The organism is Klebsiella sp. PK01 (genome assembly GCF_057624675.1).
This window is the reverse complement of sequence record NZ_JBYEZM010000007.1, coordinates 86,810-111,063: the sequence shown is the minus strand read 5'-3', so window position 1 is coordinate 111,063 and position 24,254 is coordinate 86,810. Positions and strand designations below refer to the sequence as shown.

At 53.7% G+C, this 24,254-nt stretch carries 18 protein-coding genes; 13 read left to right on the top strand and 5 right to left on the bottom strand.

What is annotated here, in order from left to right; genetic code table 11:
* Positions 1-52 precede the first annotated feature (52 nt).
* The 7 genes from lolA (at position 53) to AC22LX_RS20765 (ending at position 8,949) form a co-directional block, all read left to right on the top strand.
* Positions 53-664: an outer membrane lipoprotein periplasmic chaperone LolA gene (gene lolA / locus AC22LX_RS20795; protein WP_015367486.1), complete on the top strand. Its 612-nt coding sequence runs from the start codon at positions 53-55 to the stop codon at positions 662-664.
* An 8-nt stretch (positions 665-672) separates the two neighbouring features.
* Positions 673-2,016: a replication-associated recombination protein RarA gene (gene rarA / locus AC22LX_RS20790; RefSeq protein ID WP_045396235.1), complete on the top strand. Its 1,344-nt coding sequence runs from the start codon at positions 673-675 to the stop codon at positions 2,014-2,016.
* Positions 2,017-2,108: 92 nt separating this feature from the next.
* Positions 2,109-3,401 carry a serine--tRNA ligase gene (gene serS / locus AC22LX_RS20785; RefSeq protein WP_015367484.1) on the top strand — a complete coding sequence of 431 codons (1,293 nt, stop codon included), beginning with the start codon at positions 2,109-2,111 and terminating at the stop codon, positions 3,399-3,401.
* Positions 3,402-3,595: 194 nt separating this feature from the next.
* Positions 3,596-6,034, top strand: a complete 2,439-nt coding sequence (gene dmsA / locus AC22LX_RS20780; protein ID WP_487334184.1) for a dimethylsulfoxide reductase subunit A — start codon at positions 3,596-3,598, stop codon at positions 6,032-6,034.
* Between the two features lie 10 nt (positions 6,035-6,044).
* A complete protein-coding gene (locus AC22LX_RS20775) occupies positions 6,045-6,662 on the top strand; it encodes a DMSO/selenate family reductase complex B subunit (RefSeq protein WP_487334183.1) in 618 nt (205 codons plus the stop codon).
* Position 6,663: 1 nt separating this feature from the next.
* A complete protein-coding gene (locus AC22LX_RS20770; protein ID WP_045395752.1) occupies positions 6,664-7,527 on the top strand; it encodes a dimethyl sulfoxide reductase anchor subunit family protein in 864 nt (287 codons plus the stop codon).
* A gap of 273 nt (positions 7,528-7,800) precedes the next feature.
* On the top strand, positions 7,801-8,949 hold the full coding sequence (locus tag AC22LX_RS20765; protein ID WP_045389472.1) for an MFS transporter: 1,149 nt from the start codon (positions 7,801-7,803) through the stop codon (positions 8,947-8,949).
* A 156-nt stretch (positions 8,950-9,105) separates the two neighbouring features.
* Here the strand turns inward: AC22LX_RS20765 and pflA are convergent, their stop codons facing one another.
* The 5 genes from pflA to AC22LX_RS20740 all read right to left on the bottom strand — a co-directional run bounded on the left by pflA (position 9,106) and on the right by AC22LX_RS20740 (position 15,736).
* Complete coding sequence (pflA, locus tag AC22LX_RS20760; protein ID WP_015367479.1) at positions 9,106-9,846, bottom strand: pyruvate formate lyase 1-activating protein; 741 nt, start codon at positions 9,844-9,846, stop codon at positions 9,106-9,108.
* A 191-nt stretch (positions 9,847-10,037) separates the two neighbouring features.
* Positions 10,038-12,320 carry a formate C-acetyltransferase gene (gene pflB, locus AC22LX_RS20755; RefSeq protein ID WP_015367478.1) on the bottom strand — a complete coding sequence of 761 codons (2,283 nt, stop codon included), beginning with the start codon at positions 12,318-12,320 and terminating at the stop codon, positions 10,038-10,040.
* Between the two features lie 51 nt (positions 12,321-12,371).
* Positions 12,372-13,229: a formate transporter FocA gene (focA, locus tag AC22LX_RS20750; protein WP_015367477.1), complete on the bottom strand. Its 858-nt coding sequence runs from the start codon at positions 13,227-13,229 to the stop codon at positions 12,372-12,374.
* 381 nt (positions 13,230-13,610) lie between these two features.
* Entirely contained in the window at positions 13,611-15,371 is a 1,761-nt protein-coding gene (ycaO, locus tag AC22LX_RS20745; protein WP_045395749.1) for a 30S ribosomal protein S12 methylthiotransferase accessory factor YcaO, read from the bottom strand.
* A gap of 137 nt (positions 15,372-15,508) precedes the next feature.
* Positions 15,509-15,736 (bottom strand): hypothetical protein, encoded by a 228-nt coding sequence (locus AC22LX_RS20740; RefSeq protein WP_045395746.1) that lies wholly within the window; start codon positions 15,734-15,736, stop codon positions 15,509-15,511.
* Between the two features lie 448 nt (positions 15,737-16,184).
* On the opposite strand from AC22LX_RS20740, the gene serC reads away from it, so the two are divergent.
* The 6 genes from serC to AC22LX_RS20710 all read left to right on the top strand — a co-directional run bounded on the left by serC (position 16,185) and on the right by AC22LX_RS20710 (position 24,229).
* The gene (gene serC, locus AC22LX_RS20735; RefSeq protein WP_045395743.1) at positions 16,185-17,273 is read left to right on the top strand and encodes a 3-phosphoserine/phosphohydroxythreonine transaminase; all 1,089 of its coding nucleotides are present in this window, start codon (positions 16,185-16,187) and stop codon (positions 17,271-17,273) included.
* Between the two features lie 75 nt (positions 17,274-17,348).
* Positions 17,349-18,632: a 3-phosphoshikimate 1-carboxyvinyltransferase gene (aroA, locus tag AC22LX_RS20730; RefSeq protein WP_045395741.1), complete on the top strand. Its 1,284-nt coding sequence runs from the start codon at positions 17,349-17,351 to the stop codon at positions 18,630-18,632.
* Between the two features lie 194 nt (positions 18,633-18,826).
* Positions 18,827-19,510 (top strand): (d)CMP kinase, encoded by a 684-nt coding sequence (cmk, locus tag AC22LX_RS20725; RefSeq protein ID WP_045395738.1) that lies wholly within the window; start codon positions 18,827-18,829, stop codon positions 19,508-19,510.
* Between the two features lie 137 nt (positions 19,511-19,647).
* Positions 19,648-21,321 carry a 30S ribosomal protein S1 gene (gene rpsA / locus AC22LX_RS20720; RefSeq protein ID WP_015367470.1) on the top strand — a complete coding sequence of 558 codons (1,674 nt, stop codon included), beginning with the start codon at positions 19,648-19,650 and terminating at the stop codon, positions 21,319-21,321.
* 150 nt (positions 21,322-21,471) lie between these two features.
* Positions 21,472-21,759, top strand: a complete 288-nt coding sequence (ihfB, locus tag AC22LX_RS20715; RefSeq protein ID WP_004100704.1) for an integration host factor subunit beta — start codon at positions 21,472-21,474, stop codon at positions 21,757-21,759.
* Positions 21,760-21,964: 205 nt separating this feature from the next.
* Entirely contained in the window at positions 21,965-24,229 is a 2,265-nt protein-coding gene (locus tag AC22LX_RS20710; protein WP_049060240.1) for a ComEC family protein, read from the top strand.
* The last annotated feature ends 25 nt before the right edge of the window (positions 24,230-24,254 follow it).

The window sequence follows — 24,254 nt, the reverse complement described above, 5'->3', positions numbered from 1 at the left end:
TAGAGACAGAACAGGCTCCCGCGTCGGGAGTGACGCACAATAAGGATCAACAATGAAGAAACTTGCCATCACCTGTGCATTATTGTCTGGCTTCGTGGTAAGCCAGGTTTGGGCAGACGCTGCCGGCGACTTAAAAAGCCGTCTGGATAAAGTTAGCAGCTTCCATGCCAGCTTCACTCAGAAAGTAACCGACGCAAGCGGCAATGCCGTGCAGGACGGGCAGGGCGATTTGTGGGTGAAACGCCCGAATCTGTTCAACTGGCATATGACCCAGCCGGATGAAAGTATTCTGGTGTCGGATGGGAAAACGCTGTGGTTCTACAACCCGTTTGTCGAGCAGGCAACCGCGACCTGGCTGAAAAACGCGACCAGCAACACGCCGTTCATGCTGATCGCCCGCAACCAGTCAGCGGACTGGCAGCAATACAACATCAAGCAAAACGGCGATGATTTTGTGCTGACGCCGAAAAGCGGTAACGGCAACCTGAAGCAGTTCACTATCAATGTGGGCCGTGACGGCACTATCCATCAGTTCAGCGCTGTTGAGCAAGACGATCAGCGCAGCAGCTACCAGCTGAAGTCGCAGCAGAATGGCGCCGTCGACGCATCTAAGTTCACTTTTACACCGCCGCAAGGGGTGACGGTGGACGATCAACGTAAGTAGAGGCGAATGTGAGCAACTTTTCGCTCGATTTTTCCGATAACGCGTTTCAACCTCTGGCCGCCCGTATGCGGCCAGAAAATTTAGCGCAGTACATTGGCCAGCAGCACCTGCTGGCGCCGGGTAAACCGCTACCGCGGGCGATTGAGGCCGGGCATCTGCACTCGATGATCCTGTGGGGGCCGCCGGGCACCGGTAAAACTACCCTTGCGGAAGTGATTGCACGCTACGCCAATGCCGATGTCGAACGTATCTCGGCCGTCACCTCTGGCGTCAAAGAGATCCGCGAAGCTATCGAGCGCGCGCGGCAAAACCGCAACGCCGGTCGGCGCACTATCCTGTTTGTAGACGAAGTGCATCGTTTCAATAAAAGTCAGCAGGACGCCTTTCTGCCGCACATCGAAGATGGCACCATTACTTTTATTGGCGCGACGACCGAAAACCCGTCATTCGAACTTAATTCCGCTTTGCTTTCCCGCGCCCGCGTCTATTTACTTAAGTCGCTGACCACGGATGATATCGAGCAGGTGCTTAACCAGGCGATGGGCGATAAAGCGCGCGGCTACGGCGGGCAAGATATTGTCCTGCCAGATGAAACTCGCAAGGCTATTGCCGAACTGGTCAACGGCGACGCGCGTCGGGCGTTGAACACGTTAGAAATGATGGCCGATATGGCTGAAAGCGACGATTCGGGCAAGCGAGTGCTGAAAGCCGAACTGCTTACCGAAATTGCCGGCGAGCGTAGCGCGCGTTTTGATAATAAAGGCGACCGTTTTTACGATCTTATTTCCGCGTTACATAAGTCGGTGCGCGGTAGCGCCCCGGATGCGGCATTATACTGGTACGCACGGATCATTACCGCGGGCGGCGACCCGCTGTATGTTGCGCGCCGTTGTCTGGCTATCGCTTCTGAGGATGTCGGCAACGCCGATCCCCGGGCTATGCAGGTGGCCATTTCCGCGTGGGATTGTTTTACCCGCGTTGGGCCGGCAGAAGGCGAACGGGCTATTGCTCAGGCTATTGTTTATCTGGCCTGCGCGCCGAAGAGTAATGCGGTGTACACCGCCTTTAAGGCTGCGCTGGCCGACGCCCGCGATCGCCCTGATTACGACGTGCCGGTTCATTTACGCAATGCGCCGACCAAACTCATGAAAGAGATGGGCTATGGTCAGGAATACCGCTACGCGCACGATGAACCTAACGCCTACGCCGCCGGCGAGCAGTATTTCCCGCAGGAAATGGCGCAAACGCGCTATTATCAGCCAACAAACAGGGGGCTCGAGGGCAAAATCGCTGAAAAGCTCGCCTGGCTTGCCGAACTGGATCAAAATAGCCAGATAAAACGCTACCGCTAATTGTGGCGTTGCGGTAAGGTTATTACCTATATTTCCGTGGCCGTAGTTTGCGGCCATTTTTCCTATTTAAATTCGATAAGCACAGGATAAGCATGCTCGATCCCAATCTGCTGCGTACCGAGCCAGACGCAGTCGCAGAAAAACTGGCACGCCGGGGCTTTAAGCTGGATGTAGATAAACTGCGCGCTCTTGAAGAGCGTCGTAAAGTTCTGCAGGTTCAAACCGAAAACCTGCAGGCGGAGCGTAACTCCCGATCGAAATCCATTGGCCAGGCGAAAGCGCGCGGGGAAGATATCGAGCCATTACGCCTGGAAGTGAACAAGCTTGGCGAACAGCTGGATGCCGCAAAGTCCGAGCTGGAAACGCTGTTGGCGGAAATTCGCGATATCGCGCTGGCGATCCCGAACATTCCTCACGATGACGTGCCGGTTGGCCGCGACGAAAACGACAACGTTGAAGTCAGCCGCTGGGGTACACCGCGTCAGTTCGATTTCGAGGTGCGCGACCACGTTACGCTGGGTGAAATGCACGGGGGGCTGGACTTCGCCGCCGCCGTTAAGCTAACCGGTTCCCGTTTCGTGGTGATGAAAGGCCAACTGGCCCGCCTGCACCGCGCGCTGGCGCAGTTTATGCTGGATCTGCACACCGAACAGCACGGTTATAGCGAGAACTATGTTCCTTATCTGGTGAACCAGGACACGCTGTATGGTACTGGCCAGTTGCCGAAATTCGCCGGCGACCTGTTCCATACTCGTCCGCTGGAAGAAGAAGCCGATAGCAGCAACTATGCGTTGATTCCGACCGCCGAAGTGCCGCTGACCAACCTGGTCCGCGACGAAATCATCGACGAAGACGATCTGCCGATTAAAATGACCGCCCATACGCCGTGCTTCCGTTCTGAAGCGGGTTCGTATGGTCGTGATACCCGCGGTCTGATCCGTATGCACCAGTTCGACAAAGTTGAAATGGTGCAGATCGTACGTCCGGAAGACTCTATGGCGGCGCTGGAAGAGATGACCGGCCACGCTGAGAAGGTTCTGCAACTGCTGGGTCTGCCGTACCGTAAGGTAGCGCTGTGTTCCGGCGATATGGGCTTTAGCGCCTGTAAAACCTATGACCTCGAAGTGTGGGTTCCGGCGCAGGATACCTATCGCGAAATTTCTTCCTGCTCCAACGTCTGGGATTTCCAGGCGCGTCGTATGCAGGCGCGTTGCCGCAGCAAATCCGACAAAAAGACTCGTCTCGTTCACACTCTGAATGGTTCTGGTCTGGCGGTTGGCCGTACGCTGGTTGCGGTGATGGAAAACTATCAGCAGGCCGATGGCCGTATCGAGATCCCGGAAGTCCTGCGCCCGTATATGCGCGGCCTCGAGTATATCGGGTAATCTTTTCTGCTCTTTCCTTAAAAGCGCCTGCGGGCGCTTTTTTTATATCCTTATTGATACCGGGCAATAATCCCCTCAGTAAATCCGGTGATACTCCCTTTGGATTAATACAGCATAAAAAGCCAATAAAATCCGATATATATAAAATTATATAACGATTGTCAGCTTATTGTGAGCAACCAAAGCGAGTATCTATGAAAATCAAAGCACCCGATGCTTTACTGGCTGCCGAAGTTAGCCGACGTGGTTTGATGAAAACCACGGCGATAGGCGGTCTGGCGATGGCCAGCAACGCATTGACCTTACCCTTCACGCGTATTGCGCACGCCGCTGATACGCTGGCGCCAGTCAGTGAGAAAGTGGTCTGGAGCGCCTGCACCGTTAACTGCGGCAGCCGTTGCCCGCTGCGTATGCACGTGGTTGACGGCGCGATTAAGTATGTAGAAACCGATAATACCGGCGACGATAACTATGACGGTCTGCATCAGGTTCGCGCCTGTCTGCGCGGCCGCTCTATGCGCCGCCGCGTCTATAACCCCGACCGGCTGAAATATCCGATGAAGCGCGTCGGCAAACGCGGTGAAGGAAAATTCGAACAAATTAGCTGGGAAGAGGCATTCGACACTATCGCCAGCAATATGCAGCGCCTGATTAAAGATTATGGCAACGAATCTATCTATCTGAACTACGGAACCGGTACGCTCGGCGGGACTCTGACTCGCTCCTGGCCGCCGGGTAAAACCCTGATTGCTCGTCTGATGAACTGCTGCGGCGGCTATCTCAATCATTATGGCGACTATTCATCGGCGCAGATTGCGGCTGGTTTGAATTACACCTATGGTGGTTGGGCCGATGGCAACAGCCCGTCGGATATCGAAAATAGTCAGTTAGTGGTGCTGTTCGGCAATAACCCTGGCGAAACGCGCATGAGCGGCGGCGGGGTCACTTACTACCTTGAGCAGGCGCGGCAGAAATCCAATGCCCGCATGATCATTATCGATCCGCGCTATACCGACACCGGAGCCGGGCGTGAAGATGAATGGATCCCAATTCGTCCGGGAACCGACGCGGCGCTCATTTCAGCGCTGGCGTGGGTGATGATTACTGAAAATCTGGTCGATCAGCCCTTCCTCGATAAATACTGCGTCGGCTACGACGAGAAGACCTTGCCTGCCGATGCGCCGTCTAATGGACATTATAAAGCTTACATCCTTGGTCAGGGCTCCGACGGTATCGCTAAAACGCCGGAGTGGGCATCCACCATTACCGGGATCCCGCGTGAGCGCATTGTGAAACTGGCTCGCGAGATTGCGACGGCGAAGCCGGCGTATATCAGCCAGGGATGGGGACCGCAGCGTCACGCCAACGGCGAAATCGCCACCCGCGCCATCTCCATGCTCGCCATTCTGACCGGTAACGTTGGGATCAATGGCGGTAATAGCGGCGCGCGTGAAGGATCATATAGCCTGCCTTTCGAGCGCATGCCGACGCTGGATAACCCGGTAGAGACCAGCATCTCCATGTTTATGTGGACCGACGCGATTGAACGTGGTCCGGAAATGACCGCGCTGCGTGATGGCGTACGCGGCAAAGATAAGCTCGATGTACCGATCAAGATGATCTGGAACTACGCGGGTAACTGCCTGATCAACCAACACTCCGAGATCAACCGCACCCACGAAATCCTGCAGGACGATAAGAAGTGCGAAATGATTGTGGTAATCGACTGCCACATGACGTCGTCTGCGAAATACGCCGATATTCTGCTGCCGGACTGTACCGCCTCGGAGCAGATGGACTTCGCGCTGGATGCCTCCTGCGGCAATATGTCTTACGTCATCTTTGCCGACCAGGCGATTAAACCGCGTTTCGAATGCAAAACCATCTATGAGATGACCTCCGAGTTGGCGAAACGCATGGGGGTGGCGGAGAAGTTTACCGAAGGCCGCACTCAGGAAGGCTGGATGCGCTATTTGTATGAGCAGTCGCGTAAAGCGATTCCCGAACTGCCGGATTTCGATACTTTCCGCCAGCAGGGGATCTTCAAGCAGCGTGACCCGCAGGGGCATCATGTGGCGTATAAAGCCTTCCGTGAAGATCCGCAGGCCAATCCGCTGACTACGCCATCGGGCAAAATCGAAATCTATTCCCAGGAGCTTGCCAAAATTGCCGCGACCTGGGAACTGCCGGAAGGCGATGTGATCGATCCGCTGCCGATCTACACCCCGGGGTTTGAAAACTACAACGATCCGTTGTCCGCCAAATATCCGCTACAGCTGACGGGCTTCCACTACAAGTCTCGCGTCCACTCAACTTATGGCAACGTTGATGTCCTGCAGGCAGCCTGCCGCCAGGAGATGTGGATTAACCCGATCGATGCGCACACACGCGGCATCGCCAACGGCGATCGCATTCGCATTTTCAACGACCGCGGCGAAGTGCATATCGAAGCGAAAGTGACGCCGCGTATGATGCCGGGCGTTGTCGCGCTGGGCGAGGGCGCCTGGTATAACCCGGACGCTTCACGCGTGGATCAGGCCGGCAGCATTAACGTGCTGACGACTCAACGTCCGTCGCCGTTGGCGAAAGGCAACCCATCGCATACCAACCTCGTCCAGGTTGAAAAGCTGTAAGGAGTAACCGATGACAACTCAGTATGGATTTTTTATCGATTCCGCCCGTTGCACCGGTTGCAAAACCTGCGAGCTGGCCTGTAAAGACTACAAGAACCTGACGCCGGACGTCAGCTTCCGTCGTATCTATGAGTATGCCGGCGGCGACTGGCAGGAGGACAACGGCGTCTGGAATCAGAACGTTTTTGCCTATTACCTTTCTATCGCCTGTAACCACTGTGAAGACCCAGCGTGCACCAAGGTCTGCCCGAGCGGGGCGATGCACAAGCGCGAAGACGGTTTTGTAGTGGTCAATGAAGAGGTGTGCATCGGCTGTCGCTACTGCCATATGGCCTGCCCGTATGGCGCGCCGCAGTACAACGCCGCTAAAGGACATATGACCAAATGCGACGGCTGTCACGAGCGTATCGCACAAGGCAAGAAACCGATTTGCGTCGAGTCCTGCCCGCTGCGCGCGCTGGACTTCGGGCCGATTGCCGAACTGCGGGAAAAACACGGCCAGCTGGCCGCCGTGGCGCCGCTGCCTTCAGCGCACTTCACCAGGCCGAGCATTGTGATAAAACCTAACGCCAACAGCCGTCCGTGTGGGGATACCACCGGCTATCTGGCCAATCCGAAGGAGGTCTGAAATGGGAAATGGATGGCATGAATGGCCGTTGATGATTTTCACGGTCTTTGGCCAATGCGTCGCCGGGGGCTTTATCGTTCTCGCGCTGGCGTTGATGAAGGGCGAACTTTCGCGCGAGCAGCAGCAGCGGGTGATAATGAGCATGTTTGGGCTATGGGTGCTGATGGGGATCGGCTTTATCGCCTCCACCATGCACCTTGGTTCACCTATGCGCGCGTTCAATTCGCTGAACCGCGTTGGCGCATCATCGTTAAGCAATGAAATCGCCAGCGGCGCGCTTTTCTTTGCCGTCGGTGGGATTGGCTGGCTGCTGGCGGTGGTAAATAAACTGTCGTCTGGGCTGCGTAGTCTGTGGCTGGTCGTCACCATGATCCTCGGCGTCATCTTCGTCTGGATGATGATCCGCGTATATAACACCATCGATACGGTGCCCACCTGGTACACCATCTGGACGCCGCTCAACTTCTTCCTGACCCTGTTTATCGGTGGGCCGCTGTTGGGTTATCTGCTGCTGCGTGTCGCGGGCGTAGATGGTTGGGCGATGCGTTTATTGCCGGTGATTATGCTGGTGGCGTTGGTGATTAGCGTGACCGTCGCGCTGATCCAGGGCAGCGAGTTGGCGACTATCCATAGTTCGATTCAACAGGCTTCCGCGCTGGTGCCGGATTATGGTTCATTGATGGCATGGCGGACGGTCGCATTAGTGCTGGCGCTGGTCTGCTGGATTGTACCGCAGCTTAAAGGTTATCAGCCCGCATTGCCGCTGTTGGGCCTGGCGTTTGCGCTGGTGCTGGTTGGTGAGATGATTGGTCGCGGCGTATTCTATGGTCTGCATATGACCGTCGGTATGGCAATCGCCAGTTAATCGCGAGTAATCACGCCGGAAGTTTATTCCGGCGTGATTAAAAAATGCGGTTGATTGATGAAATTTTTCTACTGATATTTCCTTCTTCGTTTTCCAATAAATTAATAAAAACAATGGAATAATATAAAGAATAATTCCGTTACCGTTCCGCTGGATAAAAAACTTCTATCGTTGCCCTGAAAACCGCGTCAGGCCTGAATTCTGGCGGATTGACAATGTTTACAGCGGTGTCATGATGCGCACGAAATCTGAACTTCCTCACGGTTAACACCCATGACCATCTACACTCGCCCAGTGCAAATGTTGCTCTGTGGCCTGCTTCTGTTGACGCTGGCAATCGCGGTTTTAAATACGCTTGTCCCGCTCTGGCTCGCCCATGAAAATATGCCAACCTGGCAGGTTGGGATGGTCGGCTCCTCTTATTTTACCGGCAATCTGGTGGGCACGTTATTTGCCGGTTGGGTCATTAAACGTCTGGGGTTTAACCGTAGCTATTACCTGGCGTCATTAATTTTTGCCGTTGGCTGCGTTGGCCTGGGTATTACTCTCGGCTTCTGGACATGGCTGAGCTGGCGTTTTATTGCCGGGGTGGGCTGCGCGATGATCTGGGTGGTGGTGGAAAGCGCCCTGGTGTGCAGCGGTACCTCCCGCAGCCGCGGTCGACTGCTGGCGGCATACATGATGGTCTATTACGTCGGTACCGTGTTGGGTCAACTGATGGTCAGCAAATTACCGACCGATTTAATGAGCGTGCTGCCGTGGGTTACCGGTCTGGCGCTGGCGGCAATATTGCCGCTGCTGTTTACGCGTATTATGAGCCAGGCGGACGAACCGCATGAAACGGTACGTATCTGGCCGATGCTGAAACTGCGTCAGGCGCGCCACGGTGTGAATGGCTGCATTATCTCCGGTATCGTGCTTGGTTCACTATACGGCCTGATGCCGCTGTGGCTGAACCACCAGGGCGTCAGCGATTCCGGTATTGGTTTCTGGATGGCGGTGATGGTTAGCGCAGGCATTCTCGGGCAGTGGCCGGTCGGGCGTCTGGCTGACCGCTATGGCCGCCTGCTGGTGCTGCGCGTACAGGTCTTTGTGGTGATTCTGGGCTGTCTGGCGATGCTGAGCCAGGCGGCAATGGCGCCAGCGCTTTTTGTGCTCGGCGCATCCGGTTTTACTCTGTATCCGGTGGCGATGGCCTGGGCCTGCGAGAAGGTTGAACACCATCAACTGGTAGCGATGAACCAGGCGTTGCTGATGAGTTATACCATCGGCAGCCTGCTGGGGCCGACCCTGACGGCAATGCTGATGCAGAACTTCTCTGATAACCTACTGTTTATTATGATCGCCAGCGTATCGTTTATTTACCTGCTGACGCTGCTGCGCAAAGCCGGGCATCATCCGACGCCGGTGGCACACGCGTAAACATTCTGGCGCGCGGCGAAGGCCGCGCGTAGTCCGTTTATGAAATGAATGTTCCTGTGGGCAGACGGTATTGCGTTCATAGTGTGCCGTTATCGACGGGATTGGTTCTATTATAGTTGCGGGCCGTCGTGAGAGCACCTCCGGCCCGCTGTCGGTTTAGTACATCACCTTATGACCATACTGCTCAAGGATACCCTTCACCCGCTCCATGGTCTCTTTCTTCGGCGGATGTACGCCGTCAAGCTTGTACTCTTCGCCCATCGCGACCCATTTGTGTTTACCTAGCTCGTGGTAGGGCAGGAGTTCGATTTTCTCGACGTTGCCCATATCGCGGGTAAATTCACCCAGACGATGCGCGGAATCGTCATCATCAGACCAGCCGGGAACCACGACGTAGCGGATCCACACGTTAATCCCTTTCTTCGACAGATACTGGGCGAACTCCAGCGTACGATGGTTAGAAACGCCGACCAGGTTCTGGTGGATTTCATCGTTCATCTGCTTAAGGTCAAGCATCACCAGATCGGTGACTTCCAGCAGTTCGTCAATCACCGGATCGTAGCGACGTACGAAGCCGTTGGTATCCAGACAGGTGTGGATACCTTCTTTTTTACAGGCGCGGAACCAGTCGCGGACAAATTCCGCCTGCAGGATCGCCTCGCCGCCGGAGGCGGTGACGCCGCCGCCGGAAGCATTCATAAAGTGGCGATAGGTCACCACTTCTTTCATCAATTCTTCAACGGTGATTTCTTTACCGCCATGGGTATCCCAGGTGTCGCGGTTATGGCAGTAAAGGCAGCGCATCAGGCAGCCCTGGAAGAAGGTAATAAAGCGGATACCTGGGCCATCGACGGTGCCACAGGATTCAAAGGAGTGAATACGACCAATAGTTGACATTGCGGTGATATCTCCGGATTCGGCCCTCCAGGGCCTATGATGCACAGCTCAAACCGGCTGTGTTAAGTCTGTTTTGACAGGTACCCAAAGTATAGATAACTGGCAAAGCAGGCTGGGGCAGGGAATCACTTGTTAAAAAGGCCCCACTGATGTGGGGCCTTTATTGTACGCTTTTTCAGTCAGACAGGGAATTACATGGTCTGAGTGAAGGTACGGGTAATAACGTCCTGCTGCTGTTCTTTAGTCAGGGAGTTAAAACGTACCGCGTAGCCAGATACGCGAATGGTCAGCTGCGGATATTTTTCCGGGTTTTCCATCGCGTCGAGCAGCATTTCGCGGTTCATGACGTTCACGTTCAGGTGCTGACCACCTTCGATGGACGCTTCGTGGTGGAAGTAACCATCCATCAGACCAGCCAGGTTAGTCTTACGAACTTCGTCATCTTTACCCAGCGCGTTCGGTACGATAGAGAAGGTGTAAGAGATACCATCTTTAGCGTAAGCAAACGGCAGTTTAGCAACGGAGGTCAGAGAAGCAACAGCACCTTTCTGGTCGCGGCCGTGCATCGGGTTAGCACCTGGTCCGAACGGCGCGCCAGCGCGACGACCGTCTGGGGTGTTACCGGTTTTCTTACCATACACGACGTTAGAAGTGATGGTCAGAACAGACTGAGTCGGGATAGCGTTGCGGTAGGTATGCAGTTTCTGAATTTTCTTCATGAAACGTTCAACCAGGTCAACGGCCATGTCATCGACGCGAGCATCGTTGTTACCAAACTGCGGATATTCGCCTTCGATTTCGAAGTCAACAGCCAGACCGTCTTCGTCACGAATCGGTTTAACTTTCGCATATTTGATAGCAGACAGGGAGTCAGCAGCAACGGACAGACCTGCGATACCACACGCCATGGTGCGGATAACGTCACGGTCGTGCAGCGCCATCAGAGAGGCTTCGTAGCTGTACTTGTCGTGCATGTAATGAATGATGTTCAGCGCGGTGACGTACTGTTTAGCCAGCCAGTCCATGAAGTGATCCATGCGCTCCATAACTTCGTCGAAGTTCAGGACGTCGCCTTTGATCGGTTCAGATTTCGGACCAACCTGCATTTTCAGTTTTTCATCAACGCCGCCGTTGATAGCATACAGCATGGTTTTCGCGAGGTTAGCGCGAGCGCCGAAGAACTGCATTTGTTTACCAACAATCATCGGGCTTACGCAGCATGCGATAGCGTAATCGTCGTTGTTGAAGTCCGGGCGCATCAGGTCATCGTTCTCGTACTGCAGAGAAGAGGTATCGATGGATACTTTAGCGGCGAATTTCTTAAAGCTCAGCGGCAGTTTTTCAGACCACAGGATGGTGATGTTCGGCTCCGGAGACGGCCCCATGGTGTACAGGGTGTTCAGGAAGCGGAAGCTGTTTTTGGTTACCAGAGTACGGCCGTCAACGCCCATACCACCGATAGATTCCGTTGCCCAAATCGGGTCGCCGGAGAACAGTTCATCATATTCCGGGGTACGCAGGAAGCGAACCATACGCAGTTTCATGACCAGGTGGTCAACCATTTCCTGCGCGTCTTGCTCGGTGATTTTACCCGCCTGCAGGTCACGTTCGATGTAGATATCCAGGAAGCTGGAAGTACGACCGAAGGACATTGCCGCGCCGTTCTGAGATTTAACGGCGGCCAGGTAACCGAAGTAGGTCCACTGAATAGCTTCCTGAGCGGTAGTCGCCGGACCGGAGATGTCGTAGCCATATTTAGCCGCCATCTCTTTGATCTGACCCAGCGCGCGATGCTGTTCAGCAATTTCTTCACGCAGACGGATGGTTGCTTCCAGATCTTCGCCGCTTTCCAGTTTCGCCTGCAGCGAGTTGAACTGGGCGAATTTGTCTTTCATCAGGAAGTCGATACCGTACAGCGCAACGCGACGATAGTCACCGATGATACGACCACGGCCGTAAGCATCCGGCAGACCGGTCAGTACGCCGGATTTACGGCAGCGCAGGATGTCCGGGGTATATACGTCGAAAACGCCCTGGTTGTGAGTTTTACGGTACTCGGTGAAGATTTTTTTCAGCATCGGGTCCAGTTCGCGATTGTACGCTTTGCAGGAACCTTCAACCATTTTGATACCGCCGAACGGGATAATCGCACGTTTCAGCGGGGCTTCAGTTTGCAGACCAACGATTTTCTCGAGCGCTTTCTCGATGTAGCCCGCGTCGTGAGAAGTGATGGTGGATGCGAGGGAAGTGTCGAAATCAACAGGCGCGTGAGTGCGGTTTTCCTGTTTAACGCCTTCCATTACGCTGTCCCACAGCTTGGTGGTCGCATCAGTTGCGCCAGCCAGGAAGGATTCGTCACCTTCATATGGGGTGTAGTTTTTCTGGATAAAGTCACGTACGTTGACTTCGTTCTGCCAGTCACCTTTCGCAAAACCTTCCCAGGCTGTGGCTAACTTTTCATTAAGCTCGGACATGTAACACCTACCTTCTTAAGTGGATTTTTTATTTACTGCCTGAGACAACCATTAATGATGATCGTCGCCACGCAGGTAAATGACCCAGTATGTCAACCCAACCAACAAACCACCGCCGATGATGTTTCCGATAGTGACTGGAATCAGGTTATCAGTGATGAAGTTCATAACGGTTAAGTGAGAAAAACTCTCCGGAGTTGAACCGATAGCGGTCCAGAATTCCGGGCTTGCAAAGTTGCGAATTACGATACCCATCGGGATCATAAACATATTAGCGATGCTGTGTTCAAAGCCGCTGGCGACAAACATCGCAACCGGCAACACCATGATCATCGCTTTGTCCATCAGGCTGCGGCCGGAGTAGCTCATCCAGACTGCCAGACACACCATCAGGTTAGCCAGGATACCCAGGCAGACGGCTTCAATAAACGTGTGGTGCATTTTGTGGTCTGCAGTTTGCAGAACATTTAAGCCCCAGCCGCCGTTGGCAGTCATATATTCGCCTGATAACCACATTAACAGTACAAACAGCAGCGCGCCGATCAGGTTTCCAACATAGACGTTAAGCCAGTTTTTTGCCAGCTGACCCCAGGTAATACGCCCGCTGGCTTTCGCCACGACGATCAGTACGGTCGAGGTGAAAAGGTCAGCACCGCAGATGACGCAAAGAATCAGACCTAGTGAGAAGCATACCCCGCCGATAAGTTTGGCAATCCCGAAAGGCATTGCGGCAGTACCGGTGGTCGCCGTGATATAAAACACAAAAGCGATGGAGATGAAGACACCTGCGGTAATCGCCAGATAAAACGTCTTCAGCGGATGTTTCGTCGCTTTATAGACACCTGCTTCTTCGGCGACTTTCGCCATCGCGGCAGGGAGTAAAAGATCAAAAGGGTTGTCAGCTTTCACACTAACTCTCTCTTTATATAAGTTGGCGGTGTGATACTAACAAAGCATTATAGAAGGGAATTTGATGTAGATCATATCCTACCGGAGTCATAGGCCCATTTTGCGTGTGGAATTAGCCTGTTGTGGCTTTATCTTTTTGATTTTTAATGAAAAACTAAATTTTAATATTTGCAAATAATGTTGAAAATTTCCATGAGTGACCATTGTTTACGGTTAATTAAAATGGAGTATTTTTATTAAAATTAACAATCTAAATATCATCAATGTTTGGATTTTACTTATAGTTAACTTTGCACCTACAAAATGGCGTGGTTTTGGAGCAAATCATAAAAAAACGGAGCCGCTGGCGGCCCCGTAACGTTATGGTTTACCCCTAATGGGTTATTTGGCCCAGAAGGCCGCTTTTGCCCGCTGCAGCTTTTCGTAGGCCTTCAGTAAAGACTGATGTGCCGGGAAAGCGCGCAGATCGTTATCGACCGCCTGAAGGCCATAGAATGGCGCCTCTCCGCTCAGGGCGGCGCTAGCGGCTTCCACAGCATCCGCGCCATACATACGGATGAAGGCATTCAGGTACTGCAGCGGCTGGCGCTCTTCTTCCTGGCTAAGCAACAGCAGCGTTTGCAGGCAGCGATAATAGTTGGCGCGCTCAGGGCTGAAGATGGAGGCATTGAATTCCATGGTCCACTCTGTCCAAATCAACGCCTGTTCAAGGTCGCCGCCGGCCAAGGCCAGCATCGCTTTCAGCTCGCCGATACGCAGGGTATACCAGCCATTGTCTTTGCCGGTTGCCAGGCCTAATAGTTCGCGGACGCGCGTGAAATCATCAAGTCCTTCATCGTCCATTTGCTCGATGAGCGCCAGATAATCTTCTTTTTCCCACTCGCTACCCGGCAGGGAGAGAATAGTGTCGCGCAGGTGTGCGCCCATGCTGTTATTAGCGAGCCACAGGTCTTCCGCCGGATAAATATCGGACATCCCCGGAACGATGATCCGGCAGGCGTAGACGCTCAGATGTTCGTAGTCGGCGATATAGACTTCTTTATCTTCGGCTTTGAAGATAGCCATCAGGGTGGCGAACTCTTCTTCAGTGGTGCCGGAGAAATTCCAGTCAACGAACGGATAGTCGGCATCCTGTTTAAACATATCCCAGGAGATCAGGCCGCTGGAATCAATGAAGTGAGTTTCCAGGTTGGCGTGCTCGGCAACTTCTTCGTCATCAAAGGTCGGAGGGGTAAAGACGTCGAGATCTTTCAGACTGCGGCCTTGTAGCAGTTCGGTAACAGTACGCTCCAGCGCCACGCCGAAATCCGGATGGGCGCCGAAAGAGGCGAAGCAGGTGCCGTTAGCCGGGTTAAACAGGACTACGCAGATAACCGGATATTTACCACCAAGAGAGCCATCGTAGGCGAAGATCGGGAAACCTTCGGCTTCCAGTTTGGCGATAGATTCAACGACGCCCGGATAGCGCGCCATGACTTCAGCCGGGATCTCCGGCAGGCTGATGCTCTCTGCGATGATACGGTTTTTGATATGACGCTCAAAGACTTCAGACAAGCCCTGCACGCGCGCTTCATTCGGGGTATTACCCGCTGACATGCCGTTGGAAACGTACAAGTTGCCGACAATGTTCATCGGAATATAGACGGTTTCGCCGTCTGATTGACGGGTAAACGGCAGGCCGCAGACGCCGCGCTCGTCGTTGCCGGATTGCAGATCCACGAGCATGCTGGCGGTCAGTTGATCGTCCGGATCGTAAAAGGCGCGCAGGCGGGCATCCAGCAGGCCTTCCGGTACTTCATCATCTTCCGTCAGCGGGAACCACTTTTCGTTCGGATAATGAACGAAGGGACCGTTGGCGATGGTATCGCCTAACCAGAAGTCCGCGAAGAAGTAGTTGGTAGACAGACGTTCGAAATATTCGCCCAGCGCGGAAGCCAGCGCCGCCTTTTTAGTTGCGCCTTTACCATTGGTAAAGCACAGCGCGCACTCTTTATCGCGAATGTGAACGGACCACACGTGTGGTACCGGATTCAGCCACGAGGCCTCTTCGATATCAAATCCGAGGTCGAGCAGTTTCTGCTGGAAGCGAGCGATGGAATCTTCCAGGGCGGCATCTTTGCCGGGGATAAATGTCTGGGTCATAGCAATTCGTTTATTGTTGGCAGGATGCGCAATGATACGGGTTTTACCGGTAAGTGGCTATGTCGTTAGCCGCGGCAATGCATAAAAAGAGAAGAGCGGTAAATGGCATGCGGAGAAACTCCACATGCCGTAGCAAGTTACAGAATCGGCGTACAAATGCTAACGATCATTGCCGCGCCGGCAAGACTGGTACCGACGATGCCTGCCGCCATTACCGCGAAGCCTGCGCCCAGCGTAAAGGGCCCGGTTATCGCTCCGATGACAATCGTCGGAATGCTGACCAGTAAACCAACTGCCGCAGGAATGGACAACAGGCCAAAGCCGCCGCTCACATCAGACATTTCGTTATAGGTTAATTCACGCATAAATATTCCTTTAAAAGTGATTAATACCAGTCTTCATTGGCTGGTTCGAAAATTTTAATGATCTGGAAATACGACGGTAAATGACGGTGCTCTCGCGGAAACATAATTCATGAAGAATTAAGATAATATTCAAGTATTAAATGAGTTGACGGGGGGAGCTACGGCGAGATCGTTTCCTGTGAACGTAGATGATAATTATTTATGCCGTCAGTCCAAATCCGGAATGGACGGCGGAAGAGGGAGGAAAAAGCGATCTGCTCGCAGCGATTATGTCGGTTTAATGACGTCAAGCTGGTTGATTCTTTTGTGTGACGGTGGCCTCGTTTGTGGGCCGCTTAGTTTTACTCGTTGCGGTGTGTGTCACTGAATGATAAAACCGATAGCCACAGGAATAACTTATGCCCGCGACGGTTCGCGTGCAGACAATATAGCAACGTGGTGAGGGGAAATGGCTCAGGTCTATAACTTTAGTTCGGGCCCGGCAATGCTGCCGGCAGAAGTTCTCAAACTGGCGCAACAGGAACTGTGCGACTGGCACGGTCTGGGGACGTCGGTAATGGAAATCAGCCACCGTGGTAAGGAGTTTATCCAGGTGGCTGAAACGGCAGAACAGGATTTCCGCGATCTGCTTAATATCCCTTCCAACTATAAAGTGTTGTTCTGTCATGGTGGCGGTCGCGGACAGTTTGCCGGGATCCCGTTAAATCTGCTGGGTGATAAAACGACAGCAGATTATGTGGACGCCGGTTACTGGGCGGCAAGTGCGGTGAAAGAAGCGCAAAAATACTGCACGCCGAACGTTATCGATGCGAAAACTACCGTTGACGGCCTGCGAGCCGTTAAACCGATGAGCGAATGGCAGTTGACGCCGGGCGCGGCCTATTTGCACTTCTGCCCAAATGAAACCATCGATGGTATCGCTATTCACGAAACGCCGAATTTTGACAAAGATGTCGTCGTCACCGCGGATTACTCCTCCAGTATTTTGTCCCATGAAATCGACGTCAGCCGTTATGGCGTGATTTACGCTGGCGCGCAGAAGAATATCGGCCCGGCAGGGTTGACGCTGGTTATCGTGCGTGAAGACCTGCTGGGTAAAGCCAGCGTCGCCTGCCCATCAATTCTTGATTACACCGTGCTGAATGCCAATGACTCAATGTTTAACACGCCTCCGACCTTCGCCTGGTATCTGGCGGGGCTGGTATTCAAATGGCTGAAAGAGCAGGGCGGCGTGGCCGCGATGGATAAAATCAACCGCCAAAAAGCGGACCTGCTGTATGGCGTGATTGATAACAGTGATTTTTATCGTAACGATGTTGCCGCTGCCAACCGCTCGCGGATGAACGTGCCGTTCCAGCTGGCGGATAGCGCGCTGGACAAACTGTTCCTTGAAGAGTCTTTTGCGGCCGGTTTGCATGCGCTGAAAGGCCACCGCGTGGTGGGCGGTATGCGTGCTTCTATCTACAATGCGATGCCGCTGGCCGGCGTCAAGGCGCTCACCGACTTTATGCAGGACTTCGAACGTCGTCGCGGCTAATTGCTGAGCGCTTTATTTTCATCCCCGCGGCCGGTCTGCGGGGTTTTTATTCTGTTTTTTTGAGAGTCGAGTTTCATGGAATCCCTGACGTTACAACCCATTGCGCGCGTTGATGGCACCGTAAACCTACCCGGGTCAAAAAGTGTCTCTAACCGCGCTTTGCTGCTGGCGGCATTAGCCCACGGCACCACCGTGCTGACCAACTTGCTGGACAGCGATGATGTTCGCCATATGCTCAATGCGCTTAACGCCCTGGGAGTTCACTACACCTTGTCCGCCGATCGCACTCGTTGTGAAGTCACCGGCAACGGCGGTCCGCTTCAGGCCAGCAGCGCGCTGGAGTTGTTTCTCGGTAATGCTGGTACGGCGATGCGTCCGCTGGCGGCGGCGTTGTGCCTCGGCCACAACGATATTGTGCTGACCGGCGAACCGCGAATGAAAGAGCGACCGATAGGCCACCTGGTCGATGCGTTACGCCAGGGGGGCGCGCAAATTGAGTATCTGGAGCAGGAAAACTATCCGCCCCTGCGCCTGCGCGGTGGTTTCAACGGCGGCCAGGTGGAAGTTGATGGCAGCGTCTCCAGCCAGTTCCTTACCGCTTTACTGATGACTGCGCCGCTGGCGCCGCAGGACACGACGATCGCGATTAAAGGCGAGCTGGTATCTAAACCTTATATCGACATCACGCTGCACCTGATGAAAACCTTCGGCGTTAACGTTGAAAACCACAACTATCAGCGCTTTGTCGTACGCGGTGGGCAACAATATCAGTCGCCGGGCGATTATCTGGTGGAAGGGGATGCCTCCTCAGCTTCTTACTTCCTCGCTGCCGGCGCTATTAAGGGCGGTACGGTGAAAGTGACCGGTATTGGCCGCAATAGCGTACAGGGCGATATTCGATTCGCCGACGTGCTGGAAAAAATGGGCGCGACGGTTGTCTGGGGCGACGATTTTATCGCCTGTACACGCGGTGAGTTGAATGCCGTTGATATGGATATGAACCATATTCCGGATGCCGCCATGACCATCGCTACCGCGGCGTTGTTTGCGAAAGGTACCACGGTGCTGCGCAATATTTACAACTGGCGGGTGAAAGAGACCGATCGTCTGTTTGCGATGGCAACTGAACTGCGTAAAGTCGGCGCCGAAGTGGAAGAGGGCGAAGACTATATTCGCATCACGCCGCCTGATACGCTGAAATTTGCTGAAATCGGTACCTACAACGATCACCGCATGGCGATGTGCTTCTCGCTGGTGGCGCTGTCGGCAACGCCGGTCACTATCCTTGACCCGAAATGTACGGCGAAAACGTTCCCGGACTATTTCGAGCAGTTAGCGCGAATTAGTACCCTGGCGTAAATTCTGTCTCGTCCGATAAGGTAAAGCTTTGTCATCTTCCGGGCTGGTATTCCGCCAGCCCGCTATAATTGCGCAATTCTTCTACATTTAATTTCTACTATTCCGTAATTTGCACACAATGCTCACTTTCTGGCGCATTGATGCGTATAATGCGCGGCGTTTATATTCATGCGCCTTGCTAAAGGAGAATAAAGATGACGGCAAATGTTCCGGTAATCACCATTGATGGACCTGGCGGTGCGGGTAAGGGCACGTTGTGCAAGGCAATGGCGGAAGCGCTTGGCTGGCATCTGTTGGATTCCGGCGCTATCTATCGCGTTTTGGCGCTGGCGGCCTTACATCATCATGTTGACGTCGAGTCAGAAGAGGCGCTGGTTCCGCTGGCCGCTCATCTCGATGTACGTTTTATTTCTGCTGACGGCAACCTGGAAGTGGTGCTGGAAGGTGAGGATGTGAGTGCGGAGATCCGCACCCAGGAAGTGGCCAATACCGCCTCGAAAGTCGCTGCCTTCCCGCGCGTTCGCGAAGCGCTGCTGCGCCGTCAACGCGCCTTTCGCGAGCAGCCCGGCCTGATTGCCGACGGCCGCGATATGGGCACCGTCGTTTTCCCTGATGCGCCGGTTAAAATTTTCCTCGATGCGTCGGCGGAAGAACGCGCGCAGCGCCGCCTGCTACAGTTGCAGGAAAAGGGTTTTAGTGTTAACTTTGAACGTCTTTTGTCCGAGATAAAAGAGCGTGACGATCGCGATCGTAATCGTGCCGTGGCGCCGCTTGTCCCGGCCGCTGATGCATTAGTTCTCGATTCAACTGAACTAAGCATTGAGCAAGTAATTGAAAAAGCGCTACAATATGCGCGCGAAAAACTGGCTATCGCTTAACCGTTAAGCGGCAAAGCGTTGCGAGCCTCCGAATTATAGCAGTACCCCCGCAGCAACGGAGTGTTAGCGGGTATGTTAAACAACCCCATCCGGCACGGAGCCAGGTGGACGTTAAATATGAAACCTGAAGATTAAACATGACTGAATCTTTTGCTCAACTATTTGAAGAATCCTTAAAAGAAATCGAAACCCGCCCGGGTTCCATCGTTCGTGGTGTTGTTGTTGCTATCGACAAAGATATCGTACTGGTTGACGCTGGTCTGAAATCTGAGTCCGCCATCCCGGCTGAGCAGTTCAAAAACGCCCAGGGCGAGCTGGAAATCCAGGTTGGTGACGAAGTTGACGTTGCTCTGGATGCAGTAGAAGACGGCTTCGGTGAAACCCTGCTGTCCCGTGAGAAAGCTAAACGTCACGAAGCTTGGATCACGCTGGAAAAAGCTTACGAAGACGCTGAAACTGTAGTCGGTGTTATCAACGGCAAAGTTAAAGGTGGCTTCACTGTTGAGCTGAATGGTATTCGTGCGTTCCTGCCGGGCTCCCTGGTAGACGTTCGTCCGGTGCGCGACACGCTGCACCTGGAAGGCAAAGAGCTTGAATTCAAAGTCATCAAGCTGGACCAGAAACGTAACAACGTCGTTGTTTCTCGTCGTGCCGTTATCGAATCCGAAAACAGCGCAGAGCGCGATCAGCTGCTGGAAAACCTGCAGGAAGGCATGGAAGTCAAAGGTATCGTTAAGAACCTCACTGACTACGGTGCATTCGTTGATCTGGGCGGCGTTGACGGCCTGCTGCACATCACCGATATGGCCTGGAAACGCGTTAAGCATCCGAGCGAAATCGTAAACGTTGGCGACGAAATCACTGTTAAAGTGCTGAAGTTCGACCGCGAGCGTACCCGTGTATCTCTGGGCCTGAAACAGCTGGGCGAAGATCCGTGGGTAGCTATCGCTAAGCGTTATCCGGAAGGTACCAAACTGACCGGTCGCGTGACCAACCTGACCGACTACGGCTGCTTCGTTGAAATCGAAGAAGGCGTTGAAGGCCTGGTTCACGTTTCCGAAATGGATTGGACCAACAAAAACATCCACCCGTCCAAAGTTGTTAACGTTGGCGATGTAGTGGAAGTTATGGTTCTGGATATCGACGAAGAACGTCGTCGTATCTCCCTGGGTCTGAAGCAGTGCAAATCTAACCCATGGCAGCAGTTCGCGGAAACCCACAACAAGGGCGACCGTGTTGAAGGTAAAATCAAGTCTATCACTGACTTCGGTATCTTCATCGGCCTGGACGGCGGCATCGACGGCCTGGTTCACCTGTCTGACATCTCCTGGAACGTTGCAGGCGAAGAAGCAGTTCGTGAATACAAAAAAGGCGACGAAATCGCTGCAGTTGTACTGCAGGTTGACGCAGAACGTGAGCGTATCTCCCTGGGCGTTAAACAGCTGGCGGAAGATCCGTTCAACAACTACGTTGCTCTGAACAAGAAAGGCGCTATCGTAACCGGTAAAGTAACTGCAGTTGACGCTAAAGGCGCAACCGTAGAACTGGCTGACGGCGTTGAAGGTTACCTGCGTGCTTCTGAAGCATCCCGTGACCGCGTTGAAGATGCAACTCTGGTTCTGAGCGTTGGCGACGAAGTTGAAGCTAAATTCACCGGCGTTGATCGTAAAAACCGCGCAATCAGCCTGTCTGTTCGTGCGAAAGACGAAGCTGACGAGAAAGATGCAATCGCAACTGTTAACAAACAGGAAGATGCAAACTTCTCTAACAACGCAATGGCTGAAGCTTTCAAAGCAGCTAAAGGCGAGTAATCTTAGTTATTCAGGCCACAACGGTCTGAATAATGACGAGTTTACTTGACAGATTGCAGGATTCGTCCTGTAATCAAGCACAAAGGGCGGCTACGGCCGCCCTTGTTTAAGCTGTAAGCTAACTTTGCCTTGAAGGAAACCGGAGGAAAAATGACCAAGTCAGAATTGATAGAAAGACTTGCCAGCCAGCAATCTCATATCCCGGCGAAAGCGGTGGAAGATGCTGTTAAAGAAATGCTGGAGCATATGGCCTCAACGCTTGCTCAAGGTGAGCGCATTGAAATCCGCGGTTTCGGCAGCTTCTCTCTGCACTATCGAGCACCTCGCACCGGGCGTAACCCGAAGACTGGCGATAAAGTGGAACTGGAAGGTAAATACGTTCCTCACTTTAAGCCCGGGAAAGAACTACGCGACCGCGCCAATATTTACGAAGAGTAAGTTTTTCCGCATCAGGCAAAGACTTACTTAATAAAAAAGCACCTGAGGGTGCTTTTTTTATGTCTGTTTTTCGCGTCCGCTCGCAAAACTTTTGTTACCCGATAGCAAGCGCCAACATTTCCCGGATAGCGCGACGCAACTCCATTCTTTTATGCATGATCACGGCGGCGAATTGTCTGACACTCCCCGATAACAGGGAGGTGTTATGCGATTACCACATCTGGCAGGCTGCGCCATAATCGGAATTTCGCCGCTGCTTTGGCTACCGGCGCTACCGAATATGCTAAGCGTCTGGTGCTTGATTGGCGCTGCGCTAATCATTGCCACGCTGCGCAAACCTTGCACAACGTATGCCGCATTGACGTTGCTATTTTTCGTATGGGGAATATTACATGCCCGGCAAGCGCTGTGGCCCACTGAGCATATTCCCGGTCACAACCGACAGGCCATTATTGAGCTGGTAGGCGGTGATGGCCTGACGAGCTGGCAAGGTAAGATAATTCGTCTTGAGGGTCGGCGTTTACATCCTGCGGTTGGGATTACCCTCTACGGCAGCGAACTGCCTGAAGCAGGCTGCGTTGGGCAGCGCTGGATGATGACCATCCGCGCTCGTCCGGTACATGGGCAGTTAAATGAGGGCGGCTTCGATAGCCAGCGCTACGCTCTTGCACAGCATCGCCCGCTTAGCGGACGTTTTCTAAATGCCTCATCGCTTGATTCACGTTGTAGCTCCCGGGCTCGCTATCTGGCCTCGTTAAACCGCGCACTCGCTGAGTATCCATGGAAAACGGTGATGCTGGGGCTGGGAATGGGGGAGCGCCTGGCAGTTGCGGATGAGATAAAAAGATTAATGCAGGAGACGGGAACGTCCCATTTAATGGCTATCTCCGGTCTGCATATTGCGCTGGGGGCATCGCTTGGCTGGTTGCTGGTTCGCGGAATACAGTTCTTTCTTCCGTGCCGCTGGATAGGCTGGCGGATACCGCTGCTTGTCGGGTTAGGCTGTGCGCTGTTTTACGCCTGGCTTACCGGCATGCAACCCCCGGCGCTACGTACCTGTGCGGCCTTAACCGCAGGATGTCTGTTGCGGCTACAGGCCAGGCGCTGGTCGCCCTGGCAAATATTTTGCTGTTGTATTGCGGCAATACTGCTGGCCGATCCACTGGCGATAATTTCAGAAAGCCTGTGGTTATCGGTCTTTGCGGTTGCTGCGTTGATTTTCTGGTATCAGCTTGCGCCGCTTCGCCCTTACCGCTGTCATTCACCGTGGCGGCACCTGCTGGCGCTGAGCCACCTGCAGTGTGGCCTGATGCTATTATTGGCGCCGCTGCAGATAGCCCTGTTCCATGGTATTAGTCTGACATCACTGATAGCGAACCTGATTGCCGTTCCGCTGGTGACATTTCTAATAGTCCCGCTGATTTTAGCGGCCATGCTACTGCATCTCAGCGGTCCGGCATTGCTTGAAATGGCGTTATGGCAACTCGCCGATCGGTTGCTGGCAATCTTATTCTGGTTCTTACGCCATTTGCCTGCGGGATGGGTATCGCTTGACGAACGCTGGCTGGCGGTCAGTTTACTGCCGTGGCTGGCGCTTCTGGTATGGCGTTTTCAGGCCTGGCGTCAGATGCCGTTACTCTGTATTAGCGGCGTGGCGCTACTCAGTTGGCCTTTCTGGCGCGCCGCCTCACCGGGCGAGTGGCGGGTGACGATGCTGGATGTCGGACAAGGGCTGGCGGTGGTCATCGAGCGTCAGGGCGCGGCAATTTTGTACGATACCGGCCCAGCCTGGCCGGGAGGCGATAGCGGCGAGCGGCTTATCGTACCCTGGCTACGCTGGCGCGGTCTTCATCCGGAAGGCATAATATTGAGCCACGAACATCTTGATCATCGCGGTGGCCTGAATGCGATTATTCAGGCGTGGCCCAATCTCGTTATTCGTAGTCCGCTTAAAGCGCGCGGGCATCTACCCTGTCGCAGAGGGGAAACCTGGCGCTGGCGAGGGCTCCGATTTCAGGCGCTTTGGCCATTGCCTGCGGGTGAGCATAAAGGGAACAATGGTTCCTGTGTGGTTAGGGTCGATGACGGCGAGCGTAGCGTTTTACTTACCGGCGATATCGAAATCCCGGCCGAACAGCAGATGATAAGCCATTACTGGCAGCATCTTATGTCTACACTTATTCAGGTTCCGCACCATGGCAGCAATACTTCATCCGGCGTGACATTGCTGCAGCGGGTAGGAGGAGAGGCGGCTATCGCCTCGGCAGCGCGATACAATGCATGGAAGATGCCTTCCCAAAAAGTCGCGCAGCGCTATCGTGAGCAGGGATATCGGTGGTTTGATACGCCGCACTCGGGGCAAATAACGATTATTTTTTCTCCAGAAGGTTGGCAAATCCATAGCTTACGAGATCAACTTTTACCGCGTTGGTATCATCAGTGGTTTGGCGGGGACGCGCAGAACGGGTAGAATATGCGGCTATTTCAACATAAGC